We start from the raw sequence: 14,643 nt of genomic DNA, 5'->3' as shown, positions 1-14,643 counted from the left end.
GGAGCCTTTATGAGCGCAAGAGTATGGGTACTCGGTGATGCGGTTGTTGATTTATTACCCGAAAGCCAGGGGAGGCTACTACAGTGTCCTGGTGGGGCGCCGGCTAATGTTGCAGTCGGTATCGCAAGGCTGGGGGGAAAAAGTGCCTTTATTGGCAAAGTTGGCGATGATCCTTTCGGTCGTTTTATGTATCAGACTCTGAGTGCAGAAAATGTTGATACACGTTATATGTCACTTGATCCCCAACATCGCACCTCAATTGTGGCTGTAGGACTTGATGAGCAAGGAGAAAGAAACTTTACCTTTATGGTACGTCCAAGTGCCGATCTTTTTTTACAACCTGATGACCTTCCTGCATTCGGACCGGGTGAATGGCTCCATCTTTGTTCCATTGCGCTCAGTGCAGAACCTTCCCGAAGTACCGCATTTCTGGCTATGGAGAAAATCCGCCAGGCTGGCGGAAACATCAGTTTTGATCCCAATATTCGCAGCGATCTCTGGCAGAGTGAAGCGCTATTAAGAAAATACCTTGATCGCGCACTTTCGCTGGCGAATATCGCTAAATTGTCCGAAGAAGAGTTGCTATTCATCAGTGGCAAAAGCCAGGTTCAGCAAGGCGCGCATTCATTAGTGCAGCGTTATTCGTTGACTTTATTGCTTATTACACAAGGAAAAAATGGCGTACTTGTGTATTTTCAGGGGCAGTTTATCCACTATCCAGCCAGGCCTGTTTCTGTCGTCGATACGACCGGGGCAGGAGATGCTTTTGTCGCAGGATTACTTGCTGGCCTGGCCGACTCCGGAATCCCAACAAATACCAGATTGCTTGAACGGATCATCGCACAAGCTCAGACTTGTGGTGCTCTGGCAACCACGGCTAAGGGCGCCATGACAGCCTTACCCCGACAACACGATCTCCCTTCATAATAGTGATCCTGCTGCTGTATCTGTAACCCGATTTGTCGTGCTTGTCACATTTACTAAACCGGTTTAGCGAAAATGATTGCTCTGGCTAAAAAGTCAGCTTTATCATCAAAACCTAAACCGGTTTAGCATTTTAGCAAAATTTATAATTCTCTGATGGGACGCGACAAATTATGTATAAAAAAACAACCTTGGCAGTGTTAATTGCTTTGCTGACCGGTGCAACAACGGTACATGCACAAACGGATATTAGCAGTATCGAATCTCGACTGGCTGCGTTGGAACAACGTTTAAAAAATGCGGAATCCCGCGCCCAGGCGGCAGAAACAAGGGCAAAAACGGCTGAATTGCAGGTGCAGAAACTGGCTGAAACACAACAACGAAATCAGGTAACAACTCAGGAAGTAGCACAGAGAACAGTCCAACTCGAACAGAAATCCGCAGAGAACAGTGGCTTTGAGTTTCATGGCTATGCCCGTTCCGGGTTACTGATGAATGATGCCGCTTCCAGCAGCAAAAGTGGGCCGTATCTGACTCCCGCAGGTGAAACCGGTGGAGCTGTTGGCCGTCTGGGAAATGAAGCCGATACCTACGTCGAATTAAATGTAGAACATAAACAAACACTGGATAACGGTGCGACCACGCGCTTTAAAGCAATGTTGGCTGACGGACAAAGAGATTACAACGACTGGACTGGCGGTTCCAGTAACCTGAATATCCGACAGGCTTTTGCCGAACTAGGCACATTGCCAAGTTTTACCGGAGCATTCAAAGACAGTACTGTCTGGGCTGGTAAACGCTTTGATCGCGACAATTTTGATATTCACTGGTTAGATTCCGATGTCGTATTTTTGGCGGGAACGGGCGGTGGTATCTATGACGTAAAATGGAACGATACATTCCGCAGTAACTTTTCTCTCTACGGACGCAATTTCGGCGATCTCGATGATATCGACAATAACGTTCAGAACTACATCCTCACCATGAATCATTATGCTGGCCCCTTCCAGTTGATGGTTAGCGGATTACGGGCAAAAGATAATGATGATCGAAAAGATGCCAATGGTGATCTCATTCAGACTGATGCTGCAAATACTGGCGTACATGCGTTGGTTGGTCTGCACAATGACACTTTCTATGGCCTGCGTGAAGGGACGGCAAAAACAGCACTGCTATATGGTCATGGACTGGGTGCGGAAGTCAAAGGTATTGGCTCCGATGGCGCCCTGCTGTCTGAGGCAAATACCTGGCGCTTCGCATCTTATGGCACAACACCTCTGGGAAGCGGTTGGTATGTTGCACCAGCCATTCTCGCGCAAAGCAGCAAAGATCGTTACGTCAAAGGCGATAGTTATGAATGGGTAACCTTCAATACACGCCTGATCAAAGAAGTAACACAGAATTTTGCCCTGGCCTTTGAGGGTAGCTATCAATATATGGATCTGAAGCCGAAGGGGTATCAGAACCATAACGCCGTGAACGGCAGCTTCTATAAACTCACCTTTGCACCAACTCTAAAAGCTAACGATATCAATAATTTCTTTAGCCGTCCGGAGCTTCGCCTGTTTGCCACCTGGATGGACTGGAGCAGCAAACTTGATGATTTTGCCAGCAATGACGCTTTCGGCAGCAGTGGGTTCAACACTGGCGGAGAGTGGAATTTTGGTGTCCAAATGGAAACCTGGTTTTAATACCAGACAGCCTCACGAATGTGAGGCTTTTACTGAAATAACAATGAATTAGAGGGTTATATGGATTTCGATAAAATCGCCCAATCGTTGCTTCCTTTATTAGGTGGTAAGGAGAACATCGCCAGTGCAGCACATTGTGCTACTCGCCTACGACTGGTACTGGTTGACGACACACTTGCCGATCAAGATGCCATTGGCCAGATTGATGGAGTGAAAGGTTGTTTTCGTAATTCAGGGCAAATGCAGATCATCTTTGGCACCGGCGTGGTTAATAAAGTCTATGCTGCCTTTATTCAGGCCGCGGGCATTAGCGAATCCAGTAAATCAGATACCGCGCGTATTGCCGCTCAAAAACTCAATCCTTTTCAGCGAATTGCACGCTTACTGTCGAATATTTTTGTACCCATCATTCCTGCCATTGTTGCTTCTGGTTTATTAATGGGACTTCTGGGAATGGTAAAAACGTATGGCTGGGTGAATGCCGATAATGCGATTTATATCATGCTGGATATGTGCAGTTCAGCCGCATTTATTATTCTTCCCATCCTGATAGGCTTTACTGCTGCTCGTGAATTTGGTGGTAATCCTTATCTTGGCGCGACCTTAGGAGGTATCCTGACTCACCCAGCACTCACGAATGCCTGGGGCGTTGCTGCGGGATTTCAGACAATGGACTTCTTCGGTTTTGAAATCGCTATGATTGGTTACCAGGGAACGGTTTTCCCCGTGCTTTTAGCCGTGTGGTTTATGAGCATAGTGGAAAAACAGTTACGCAGGTTTATCCCTGATGCCCTGGATCTCATTCTGACGCCATTTCTGACAGTCGTCATTTCTGGCTTTATCGCTCTTTTAATCATTGGTCCAGCAGGACGAGCGTTAGGCGATGGTATCTCTTTCGTTCTCAGCACGCTGATTGCACACGCTGGCTGGTTAGCAGGGTTGTTATTCGGTGGGCTATATTCAGCCATTGTAATTACTGGCATCCATCATAGTTTTCACGCAATTGAAGCCGGGCTTTTAGGAAATCCTGCAATTGGTGTCAATTTCCTGCTGCCTATTTGGGCAATGGCAAACGTTGCGCAAGGCGGTGCATGTCTGGCGGTATGGTTTAAAACCAAAGATACAAAAATTAAAGCAATCACCCTGCCCTCGGCCTTTTCCGCAATGTTAGGTATAACTGAAGCCGCTATTTTTGGTATCAATCTTCGTTTTGTTAAACCTTTTATTGCTGCCTTAATTGGTGGCGCTGCCGGCGGTGCCTGGGTTGTCTCTGTTCACGTTTATATGACTGCCGTTGGTCTGACAGCAATACCCGGCATGGCAATAGTTCAGCCAACATCGTTGGTTAATTATATTATTGGAATGGCGATTGCTTTCGCTGTCGCTTTTAGTCTCTCTTTATTACTCAAATACAAAACGGACGAGGAATAATGTCGATGCCTTCACAAATGCCCGCGATTTTACAGGCAGTTATGAAAGGTCAGCCCAAAGCACAGGCAGATGCCCACTATCCTTGTTGGCATCTCGCTCCAGTCACCGGACTAATGAACGATCCAAATGGCTTTTGCTGGTCAGGAGGCCGCTATCATCTGTTTTATCAGTGGAATCCACTGGCTTGTGATCATAAGTACAAATGTTGGGGGCACTGGAGTTCGACGGATTTATTGCACTGGCAGCATGAACCATTAGCGCTAATGCCTGATAAAGAGTACGACCGTAATGGTTGTTACTCAGGAAGCGCGGTTAATAATCAGGGAGTTCTCACACTTTGCTATACCGGTAATGTTAAGTTTGATGATGGTAGCAGAACAGCATGGCAATGTCTGGCCACCGAAAATAACCAGGGTGGGTTTGATAAATTAGGCCCGGTAATACCGTTACCTGATGGTTACACCGGGCATGTTCGTGATCCAAAAGTCTGGAAGCACAACAGCCGATGGTACATGGTGCTTGGCGCACAAGATAAAGAGAAACGGGGGAAAGTGCTGCTGTATTCCTCTGTCGATCTGAATACCTGGTCTTTTCATGGAGAAATTGCTGGTAACGGTCTGAATGAAATAGATAATGCAGGATACATGTGGGAATGTCCTGATCTTTTCGCCCTTGATGGTGAATACATTCTCCTCTGCTGCCCCCAGGGAATGGCGCGCGAACATGAGCGCTATCTGAATACTTATCCCTGCGCCTGGCTACATGGACAGTTTGATTACGAGACAGGCAAATTTACGCATGGCGCTTTCTCAGAGCTGGATGCGGGGTTTGAATTCTATGCGCCACAGACGATGGAAGCCCCGGACGGGCGACGATTGCTGGTTGGTTGGATGGGGGTTCCTGATGGTGAAGAGATGTTGCAACCAACCAGAAAACATCATTGGCAGCATCAAATGACCTGTTTGCGCGAACTCTCATTCCAGAAGGGAAAATTGTTGCAGATGCCAATCAGGGAACTCACGCAACTGCGTGAAGCTGAACACTTCTGGCAAGGAAAAGCGGATTATGCGCCGCATGTCGAAATTGAACGCCTGGAAATGGACATCATTCCGTCGGGTGAGCTGTATCTGAATTTTGGCAACGCACTGGCACTACATCTCGATGCCGATGGTATTCAACTACAGAGGAAAAGCCTTGCAGGGCAAGAGAAACTAACTCGTTACTGGCGAGGAAGCGTAACGTCACTGAAGATTCTCTGTGACAGTTCCAGCGTAGAAATATTCATCAATAATGGCGAAGGTGTAATGAGCAATCGTTATTTTCCCCATCATCCAGCTTCGCTGATATTACAGGGTGAGTCTGACGTCACGTTACACTACTGGTCGCTACGCGCCTGCATGGTAGAATGAGGGTTTTGAATTACGGATCCTCGTCGTGAGAAAAACCAAACGCGTTACTATTAAAGACATTGCTGAACTGGCGGGAGTGTCTAAAGCAACCGCCAGTCTGGTTCTCAATGGTCGTGGCAAAGAGTTACGTGTTGCGCAGGAAACGCGTGAGCGTGTGCTGAGTATTGCCCAACAGCAGCATTATCAGCCCAGTATTCATGCCCGCTCATTACGGGACAACCGCAGTCATACCATTGGTCTTGTCGTTCCTGAAATCACTAACTACGGATTTGCAGTATTTTCCCATGAACTGGAAACATTGTGTCGGGAAGCGGGCGTCCAGCTCCTCATATCCTGTACTGATGAAAATCCTTCACAGGAAACAATGGTGGTGAACAATATGATTGCCCGCCAGGTTGATGGGTTAATCGTCGCATCCAGTATGCTGCATGATAATGACTATCAAAAACTTAGCGAGCAATTACCTGTTGTGTTGTTCGATCGCCACATGAACGGCAGCACATTGCCATTGGTCATTACTGACTCTGTTTCTCCCACCGCCGCCCTGGTGGCAGATATTGCACGGAGTCACCCGGATGAATTCTATTTTCTGGGCGGACAACCCCGTTTGTCACCGACACGCGATCGACTGGAAGGATTTACACAAGGCTTGCAGCAAGCCGGAGTAACGCTACAACCTGAATGGATTATTCACGGTAATTATCATCCGAGCTCAGGATATGAAATGTTTGCCGCACTATGCGCTCGTTTAGGACGTCCCCCTAAAGCATTATTCACTGCAGCTTGTGGGTTACTGGAAGGCGTTCTGCGCTATATGAGCCAATATAATTTACTCGACAGTAAAATCCACCTGGCGAGTTTTGATGATCATTACTTGTATGATTCACTTTCGGTAAGAATCGACACGATACAACAGGATAATCGCCAACTTGCTTTTCACTGCTTTGAGCTTATTTCGCAACTGATTGAAGGTGAAACACCATCCCCGTTACAGCGTTATCTTCCTGCCAGTTTACAAAAACGCTATCGATAATCCCGTCACTATCTTGCATCGCCCCTGTAAAACGGGGCGATTGTTTTTCAACCTGAACGTTAAATATTAATGATGCATAATCAAATCAGGCAATATTTAAATATTTATGCGTTTGCATCGACAAACGCCAGTTGCGCGCAATGCAAGTTTCAATGCACAAACGCGTAGCATCTTCCTTCTGGCTAATTGGCTGAAGTGCAATGATTCGCGGTTTATCATCGGTCAGCGTCGCCAGCAATTCATCCAGTGCTTCGATATCCCGTACGCGTCCAACTGGGTGTTTGATTTCGTTAGCTCGCTCCAGGGCTTGCGACAATACTTCATAACCGCCACGCATATTCAGTTTTGGCGACACGGTGACCCAGGTATTCGGCGTACAACGCACTTCATGAGTACCGCTGGTTTCTATCTGGCAACTGAAACCGTTCTTTTCGAGCAGGTCAGTTAGTGGCATTAAGTCATGAATACAAGGTTCACCACCCGTAATCACCACGTGACGCGCGGTGTATCCCTGACGACCGATGACTGCGAGCAAGTCTTCACTGCTTGCTGCTCCCCACTTATCACTCTCTTTCGTTTTCCCCAGAATGCTGAAAAGGGAAACTTCCCGATCCTCAAGCTTTTCCCATGTGTGTTTGGTGTCGCACCAGGCACAGCCGACCGGGCATCCCTGTAAACGAATAAAAATGGCGGGGACGCCGGTAAAGTAACCCTCACCTTGCAGGGTCTGGAACATCTCGTTAATCGGGTACTGCATAGCATTCTCTGAGAAGTGGATAATTGTTAATTATTGCAGATCCTGCCGCAACAATCATGTCTTATTAACATTCTGTTACAGGCGGGTTTAAGGTAAAAAGTGAATCAGATCATTAAGAATAAAATGAAGCGGCGTATTATGTTTTAAAGGATTAAATAAAAGGGATTTAAACATGTTTAGAATATTCATCGTATTTATATTTATTTTCAATTTATCAGGTTGCGGTTATAACGATATTCAAACCTATGATGAGCAGGTTAATGCCTCCTGGTCAGGAGTACTGAATCAGTATCAACGTCGCGCCGATCTTATTCCTAATCTTGTCGCAAGTATTAAAGGTTATTCCAGCCATGAAAAAGAGGTACTGGAGGCCGTTACGTTAGCTCGTAGTCAAGCTAATCGTGCCAGCAGCGATCTTCAGCAAGCTCCGGGAGATGAGCAAAAATTACAAGCCTGGCAACAAGCTCAGGCGCAGGTAACTCGCACTCTCGGGCAGTTAACGATTATTAGTGAACGTTATCCTGAATTAAAGGCTCAGGAACTCTATCAAAATTTAATGGTACAACTCGAAGGAAGCGAAAATAGAATTGCTGTCGCGCGAGGAAGATATATTAAAGCCATTGAACAATATAATGTCACTATCCGCAAATTTCCCGCAGTGTTAACCGCAAAGGTCATGGATTACACACCAAAGAAAAATTATTTGCCGGATGATGTCGCCGCAGTAAGCAAAGCCCCAACAATAGATTTTAGCCAGAATGCGAGTACTCATTAGGCGAGTTAATTATATGAAAAATTTTATCTTACTTCTTGTTCTGGTCTGTTCATCTGCGTTTGCAGTACAAGTTCCAGTACCTGAATCACCTAAATATATGAATGATTTAACAGGGACATTAACCAGAGGGGAAGTAAGTACGCTGACCAGCCAGATTAAAGCCCTGACGCAAAAAGAACAGACGCAGCTTGTGGTATTGGTGGTTGAAACCACAGGCGAAGAAACCATCGAGCAATATGCAACACGTGTGTTCGAGAGTTGGCAGCCCGGCCATAAAGGTCGTGATGACGGTATTTTACTGGTAGTTGCCTGGCAAGATCATACAGTTCATATTGAAATCGGTTACGGGCTTGAGGGTATTCTTACTGATGCACAGTCCGGGCAAATTATTCGCAACAGTATTATTCCAGCGTTTAAAAAAGGCGACCTTACTGGCGGCTTGCAACAGGGTATCAGTGATATTGAAACCCGACTATCAGGAAATGGTTTAGGCAATAATACATCGCCCGATCACCCTTTACCCTTTAGTGGTTGGTGGGCTTTGTTAGTCTGGGCGATAGTACTGACGTTTATTTCTGCCAGAGGATATGTCAAAGCGCTGGGAGTGATTTGCTTTGCTGCCATAATATTGGCCTTTGTACTTCCCATCGCTGGATATAGCGGGAGCTGGGGAGTTCTTGCCACATTATTATGTTTCGCCACACCGTTCCTGGTCGTAGCTATCGCTTTCACACCTTTCGGCAGAAAGGTGCGTGCTTCAATGCGTAGTGCCAAGCGACCGTCACGTTACGAAAGAAGCAACCCGGCCTCCTGGCATTCTTCATCATCGTCGTCATCTTCCTCTTCATCGTCTTTCGACAATGACAATTTCAGCGGTGGCGGCGGTTCATCTGGTGGCGGTGGCGCTTCCGGCCGTTGGTGATCGTAATGCGCTTAATCTTTATTTTACTCGCTTTGTGGTGCCTTCCGGTGCTTGCCCAGCAAATTGCTGTGCCGGAGCTGCGCCACCAGGTGACCGATATTACTGGTACGTTAAGCTCGTCTGAACAACAATCACTGACACAGCAGCTGCAGGATATTACACAAAAAACACGAGCCCAGGTCGCCGTATTAATTGTGCCATCCACCGGGGACGATACCATTGAACAATATGCAACTCGCGTTTTTGATAGCTGGAAACTGGGGGATGAGCGGCGTGACGATGGTATTCTGATCCTGGTCGTCTGGGAAGATCGTAAAGTTCGCATTGAAGTGGGCTACGGGCTGGAAGGGGTGGTTACCGACCTGCAAGCGGCGAAGATTATCCGTGATATATTAATCCCTGCCTTCAAAAGTGATGACCTTATGGGTGGGTTAACACTGGCAAGCGAAAATATTGGCGCGCTTCTGTTGAATGGTGAATTACCGGAAAACAGGGGGAATTACTACAGTATCAATCCCCCTATTCCATTATCGCTTGCTGTAATTATATTACTGGCGGTGCTTTCATATTTTATTGTTTTTACCGATCCGTCAAATCTCCCCTGGATAGCACTCACTGGCGCAATTTACGGGATGGTATTCCTTTATGTTGCAGAGCCAGGACCATGGACGAATTTAATCGTTGCCTGCGGTATGTTAACGCCTTTCGCGATCGTAGTGCTGCTTATCTTTTGGCTTATCGTTAGTAAAAAACTACGCGCCAAATATAAGAAACTCGGTAAAGAAAGAGCTTCAAGAAAAGGTTCTTCTTCATCCTCTTCCGGTGGCGGCTCAAGTGGTGGTGGGTTTAGCGGCGGCGGCGGATTTAGCGGAGGTGGCGGTTCTTCTGGCGGCGGCGGCGCGTCCGGCCGCTGGTAACTCGACCATAAAAAATGCCAGCCCGAAGGCTGGCATTTTTAAATCAGATAAAGTCAGACTTATGCCTGGCCTTTGATCTCTTTACGACCGTTGTACGGTGCTTTTTCGCCCAGAGCTTCTTCGATACGAATCAGCTGGTTGTATTTAGCAACACGGTCAGAACGGCTCATAGAACCAGTTTTGATCTGGCCTGCAGCAGTACCAACAGCCAGGTCAGCGATGGTAGCGTCTTCAGTTTCGCCAGAACGGTGAGAGATAACTGCAGTGTAGCCAGCGTCTTTCGCCATCTTGATTGCAGCCAGAGTTTCGGTCAGAGAACCGATCTGGTTGAATTTGATCAGGATGGAGTTCGCGATACCTTTTTCGATACCTTCTTTCAGGATCTTGGTGTTGGTTACGAACAGGTCGTCACCAACCAGCTGGATTTTGTCGCCCAGTACTTTGGTCTGGTATGCGAAACCGTCCCAGTCAGATTCGTCCAGACCGTCTTCGATAGAAACGATCGGGTACTGTTTGGTCAGTTCTTCCAGGAAGTGAGTGAATTCTTCAGAGGTGAAAGCTTTGTTGCCTTCGCCAGCCAGAACGTATTTACCGTCTTTGTAGAATTCAGAAGCTGCGCAGTCCATCGCCAGAGTGATGTCTTTGCCCAGTTCATAACCAGCAGCTTTAACAGCTTCAGCGATAACAGCCAGAGCTTCAGCGTTGGAACCCAGGTTCGGCGCATAGCCACCTTCGTCACCAACTGCAGTGTTCATGCCTTTCGCTTTCAGAACTTTTGCCAGGTGATGGAAAACTTCAGAACCCATGCGGATGGCTTCTTTCACAGTTTTCGCGCCAACCGGCTGAATCATGAATTCCTGGATATCAACGTTGTTGTCAGCGTGCTCACCACCGTTGATGATGTTCATCATCGGAACCGGCATAGAGTATTTGCCCGGAGTGCCGTTCAGTTCAGCGATGTGCTCATACAGAGGCATCCCTTTAGCAGCAGCAGCAGCTTTGGCGTTAGCCAGAGATACAGCCAGGATTGCGTTCGCGCCGAAGTTAGATTTGTTTTCGGTGCCGTCCAGGTCGATCATGATCTTGTCAATGCCAGCCTGATCTTTGGCATCTTTGCCAATCAGCGCCTGAGCGATCGGGCCGTTAACCGCAGCAACAGCTTTGGTTACGCCTTTGCCCAGGAAACGGGATTTGTCGCCATCGCGCAGTTCCAGAGCTTCACGGGAACCAGTAGAAGCACCTGATGGAGCAGCTGCCATACCGACGAAACCACCCTCCAGATGTACTTCGGCTTCAACAGTCGGGTTACCACGGGAGTCGATGATTTCACGACCGATGATTTTTACGATTTTGGACATTAGGTTTTCCTCAAGTCACTAGTTAAACTGAAACTCCAGACAAACAACGCGTACCTAAGGTACGCGTTGCCGTTCTAACTTTTTTTACTTACTTCGCCTGACGTTTCTGGAACTCGCTGGCGGCTTTTACAAAGCCAGCAAACAGCGGGTGTCCATCACGTGGAGTAGAAGTAAACTCCGGATGGAACTGGCAAGCCACGAACCACGGGTGATTCGGAACTTCGATGATCTCGACCAACTGATCATCCCCGGAACGGCCCGCAACGCGCAGACCTGCATCTTCAATCTGTTTCAGCAGCATGTTGTTGACTTCGTAGCGGTGACGATGACGCTCAACAATTGTCGGCGCATTGTACAGCTGGCGAACCAGACTATTGTCAACCAGTTGGCACTGCTGTGCGCCGAGACGCATGGTGCCACCGAGATCGCTCTTCTCGCTACGAACTTCAACGTTGCCGTTTTCATCGCGCCACTCGGTAATCAGCGCCACAACCGGGTACTTACAGTCTGGCACAAATTCCGTAGAGTTGGCGTTCTCCATGTTGGCAACATGGCGAGCGTAATCAATTAACGCCACCTGCATACCCAGGCAAATGCCCAGATAAGGAATATTGTTCTCACGCGCAAAGCGCGCGGTAGTAATCATGCCTTCTACGCCACGATAGCCGAAACCACCAGGTACGAGGATCGCGTCCAGACCTTTAAGGATTTCAACACCGCGCGTTTCAACATCTTGTGAATCGATCAGTTTGATGTTGACGCTGACACGATTCTTCAGCCCACCGTGTTTCAGAGCTTCGATCACGGATTTGTAAGCGTCCGGCAGTTCAATGTACTTGCCGACCATACCGATAGTGACTTCACTCACCGGATTCGCTTCTTCGAAGATAACCTGTTCCCATTCGGACAGATTCGCTTCCGGGCAGTTTAAGCTGAATCGTTTACAAATATAATCGTCCAGCCCCTGAGATTTCAACAGGCCCGGAATTTTATAGATGGAATCGACGTCTTTCAGAGAAATAACCGCTTTTTCCGGAACATTACAGAACAATGCAATCTTCGCACGTTCGTTAGCCGGAACGGCGCGATCTGAACGACAAATCAGGATGTCAGGCTGGATACCGATGGAGAGCAGCTCTTTTACAGAGTGCTGGGTCGGTTTGGTTTTGACTTCACCAGACGCTGCCATGTACGGCACCAGCGTCAGGTGCATAAACAGAGTGTGCTCACGGCCAATTTCAACAGCCAACTGGCGAATCGCTTCGAGGAACGGCAGGGATTCGATGTCACCTACGGTACCGCCGATTTCGACCAGAACCACGTCGTGGCCTTCACCACCTGCAAGAACGCGTTCTTTGATAGCGTTAGTGATGTGTGGAATAACCTGTACGGTTGCGCCGAGGTAGTCACCGCGGCGTTCTTTACGCAGAACGTCTGAGTAGATACGACCCGTGGTGAAGTTGTTGCGGCGGCTCATTTTGGTACGAATGAAACGCTCGTAGTGACCCAGGTCCAGGTCGGTTTCAGCGCCGTCTTCAGTAACGAACACTTCCCCGTGTTGGATTGGGCTCATAGTACCTGGATCGACGTTAATGTACGGATCCAGTTTCATGATGGTCACATTGAGGCCACGGGCTTCAAGAATGGCTGCGAGGGAGGCTGCGGCAATGCCTTTACCCAGAGAGGATACGACCCCGCCGGTCACAAAAATATAGTTCGTTGTCATGCTGAACCTGAGAAGTTAGGTTGAAAAGACGATGGAATAACCAGGACGGGAAAGCAGTATACCCGAACATGACCTGTGCCACAAACTTTCATTATCCCTCCTCTTCGCCAGCGCACTATTGAAATCAGGAGTGAGAAAATAGCCCCTTTGGGGTAAATGTTTTTGACGCAAATCAAGCGCTTGTCATTTAAAAAATGACACAAATGGCGCTTGACCGCGTAATTCCCTTAGAGATCAATTTCCTGCCGTTTTACCTGTTGCCAGACTTCTTCCATTGTTTCGAGGTCAACACCTGTCATTTCCAGTCCACGCGCGGCAACAATACGCTCCACTTCGCGAAAACGACGCTCGAATTTTTCATTCGCTTTTTGCAATGCGATTTCTGCTTTCGTCCCTAAATGGCGAGCCAGATTAACCGTTGCAAACAGCAGGTCGCCCATTTCCTCCTCCAGTTTAGCCTGGTCGACAACAGCCTGCCGCGCCTCGTACATCACCTCGTCGATCTCTTCGTAGACTTTATCGACCACCGGGCCAAGCGTCGTCCAGTCGAAACCAACGTTGGCGCAACGTTTCTGGATTTTTTGCGCACGCATTAAAGCCGGTAAACTACGAGGAATATCATCCAGCGCCGAATGCTGTGCTTTCTGCGCGCGCTCTTCAGTTTTGATTTGCTCCCAACGGGCGAGCACTTCACTACTGTTTTCGGCAGAACTGTCAGCAAAAACATGCGGATGGCGACGCTCTAATTTATCGCTGATCGCAGCACAAATATCATTAAAGTCAAAGCGCCCTTCTTCCTGGGCCATTTGCGCGTAAAACACCACCTGGAACAACAGATCGCCGAGCTCACCGCGCAGATCGTCAAAGTCTTCGCGGGCAATGGCGTCCAGCACTTCGTAGGTTTCTTCAAGTGTGTAAGGTGCTATAGAAGCAAATGTCTGCTCTTTATCCCACGGGCAGCCGTTTTCCGGATCGCGCAGGCGCTGCATGATAGTGAGCAAACGGTCGATTTGATTCATTGAAATGTCCTGAAAATTGCGGGTCCGTCAGGTGGAAACCTGTGACCAGAATAGAAGTGAGTTAGTAACACTACCCAATCAGCACGTTAATTTTGGCTTTAATGAGTTGTAATTCCTCTGGGGCAACCGTTCCTTTCTTCGTTACTCCTCTTGCCCGCCAGGCGATACTTTTTACCTGATCAGCTAACGCTACGCCATCACGTTCCTGACCGGATAGAACAACTTCGAACGGATATCCTTTTGATTGCGTTGTACAAGGAACACACAGACACATACCTGTTTTGTTGTTGTACATGAACGGACTCAGGACAACAGCCGGATGATGTCCGGCTTGCTCGCTACCTTTTGTCGGGTCAAAATCAACCCAAATCAGATCGCCCGTTTCGGGTACGTATCGGCTTACCATTACCAGACTTCCTTATCTTTCGGCTCCCCCCAGTCGATATTCTCGTGGAGGTTTTCCGGCGTGATGTCGTTGACCAGTTCAGCAAGCGTAAATACGGGCTCTTTACGCACTGGCTCAATAATTAATTTGCCATCCACCAGGTCAATCTTCACTTCATCATCAATATTCAGATTGAGCGCCTGCATTAACGTAGCCGGGATCCGCACCGCCGGTGAATTTCCCCAACGCTTTACGCTACTGTGGATCATAACCCTTTCCTCAAACCGCTATCATAT

General features: G+C 47.9%; 13 protein-coding genes and 1 pseudogene. 8 read left to right on the top strand and 6 right to left on the bottom strand.

What is annotated here, in order from left to right:
* Nucleotides 1–9: 9 nt before the first annotated feature.
* The 5 genes from D9736_RS08295 to D9736_RS08275 all read left to right on the top strand — a co-directional run bounded on the left by D9736_RS08295 (nt 10) and on the right by D9736_RS08275 (nt 6,488).
* A complete protein-coding gene (locus D9736_RS08295) occupies nt 10–927 on the top strand; it encodes an aminoimidazole riboside kinase (protein ID WP_130221518.1) in 918 nt (305 codons plus the stop codon).
* 170 nt (nt 928–1,097) lie between these two features.
* Nucleotides 1,098–2,615 carry a carbohydrate porin gene (locus D9736_RS08290; protein ID WP_130214523.1) on the top strand — a complete coding sequence of 506 codons (1,518 nt, stop codon included), beginning with the start codon at nt 1,098–1,100 and terminating at the stop codon, nt 2,613–2,615.
* 60 nt (nt 2,616–2,675) lie between these two features.
* Entirely contained in the window at nt 2,676–4,046 is a 1,371-nt protein-coding gene (locus D9736_RS08285; protein ID WP_130214525.1) for a sucrose-specific PTS transporter subunit IIBC, read from the top strand.
* Nucleotides 4,046–5,455 carry a sucrose-6-phosphate hydrolase gene (locus D9736_RS08280; protein ID WP_130258099.1) on the top strand — a complete coding sequence of 470 codons (1,410 nt, stop codon included), beginning with the start codon at nt 4,046–4,048 and terminating at the stop codon, nt 5,453–5,455. The genes D9736_RS08285 and D9736_RS08280 overlap by 1 nt, the downstream gene beginning before the upstream one ends.
* A gap of 25 nt (nt 5,456–5,480) precedes the next feature.
* Complete coding sequence (locus tag D9736_RS08275; protein ID WP_001232702.1) at nt 5,481–6,488, top strand: LacI family DNA-binding transcriptional regulator; 1,008 nt, start codon at nt 5,481–5,483, stop codon at nt 6,486–6,488.
* Nucleotides 6,489–6,573: 85 nt separating this feature from the next.
* On the opposite strand, the gene queE is transcribed toward D9736_RS08275, so the two are convergent.
* Nucleotides 6,574–7,245 carry a 7-carboxy-7-deazaguanine synthase QueE gene (gene queE, locus D9736_RS08270; RefSeq protein WP_130207676.1) on the bottom strand — a complete coding sequence of 224 codons (672 nt, stop codon included), beginning with the start codon at nt 7,243–7,245 and terminating at the stop codon, nt 6,574–6,576.
* 172 nt (nt 7,246–7,417) lie between these two features.
* Here queE and D9736_RS08265 point away from each other — a divergent pair, with 172 nt between their 5' ends.
* The 3 genes and pseudogenes from D9736_RS08265 (at nt 7,418) to D9736_RS08255 (ending at nt 9,859) form a co-directional block, all read left to right on the top strand.
* Nucleotides 7,418–8,020 carry a LemA family protein gene (locus D9736_RS08265; RefSeq protein WP_130258098.1) on the top strand — a complete coding sequence of 201 codons (603 nt, stop codon included), beginning with the start codon at nt 7,418–7,420 and terminating at the stop codon, nt 8,018–8,020.
* Between the two features lie 13 nt (nt 8,021–8,033).
* Nucleotides 8,034–8,705 (top strand): annotated as a pseudogene (locus tag D9736_RS08260) (YgcG family protein); the annotation flags it as partial.
* Between the two features lie 233 nt (nt 8,706–8,938).
* A complete protein-coding gene (locus tag D9736_RS08255) occupies nt 8,939–9,859 on the top strand; it encodes a YgcG family protein (protein WP_130258096.1) in 921 nt (306 codons plus the stop codon).
* 59 nt (nt 9,860–9,918) lie between these two features.
* On the opposite strand, the gene eno is transcribed toward D9736_RS08255, so the two are convergent.
* From eno to mazE, 5 genes are all read right to left on the bottom strand, one after another.
* Nucleotides 9,919–11,217, bottom strand: coding sequence for a phosphopyruvate hydratase (eno, locus tag D9736_RS08250; RefSeq protein WP_064528183.1), 1,299 nt, complete (start codon nt 11,215–11,217; stop codon nt 9,919–9,921).
* An 88-nt stretch (nt 11,218–11,305) separates the two neighbouring features.
* Nucleotides 11,306–12,943, bottom strand: a complete 1,638-nt coding sequence (gene pyrG, locus D9736_RS08245) for a CTP synthase (glutamine hydrolyzing) (protein ID WP_130207680.1) — start codon at nt 12,941–12,943, stop codon at nt 11,306–11,308.
* A 227-nt stretch (nt 12,944–13,170) separates the two neighbouring features.
* Nucleotides 13,171–13,962 (bottom strand): nucleoside triphosphate pyrophosphohydrolase, encoded by a 792-nt coding sequence (gene mazG / locus D9736_RS08240; protein WP_112912024.1) that lies wholly within the window; start codon nt 13,960–13,962, stop codon nt 13,171–13,173.
* A 70-nt stretch (nt 13,963–14,032) separates the two neighbouring features.
* Complete coding sequence (gene mazF, locus D9736_RS08235) at nt 14,033–14,368, bottom strand: endoribonuclease MazF (protein ID WP_130258095.1); 336 nt, start codon at nt 14,366–14,368, stop codon at nt 14,033–14,035.
* A complete protein-coding gene (mazE, locus tag D9736_RS08230; RefSeq protein WP_000581937.1) occupies nt 14,368–14,616 on the bottom strand; it encodes a type II toxin-antitoxin system antitoxin MazE in 249 nt (82 codons plus the stop codon). Before mazE ends, mazF begins: the two co-directional genes overlap by 1 nt.
* Nucleotides 14,617–14,643 lie beyond the last annotated feature (27 nt).

Origin of the sequence: Escherichia sp. E10V10, from assembly GCF_004211985.1 — a bacterium.
Taxonomy (GTDB): Bacteria; Pseudomonadota; Gammaproteobacteria; order Enterobacterales; family Enterobacteriaceae; genus Escherichia.
Note: the sequence above shows the minus strand (reverse complement) of the source record. Positions and strands in the feature narration are given on the sequence as shown.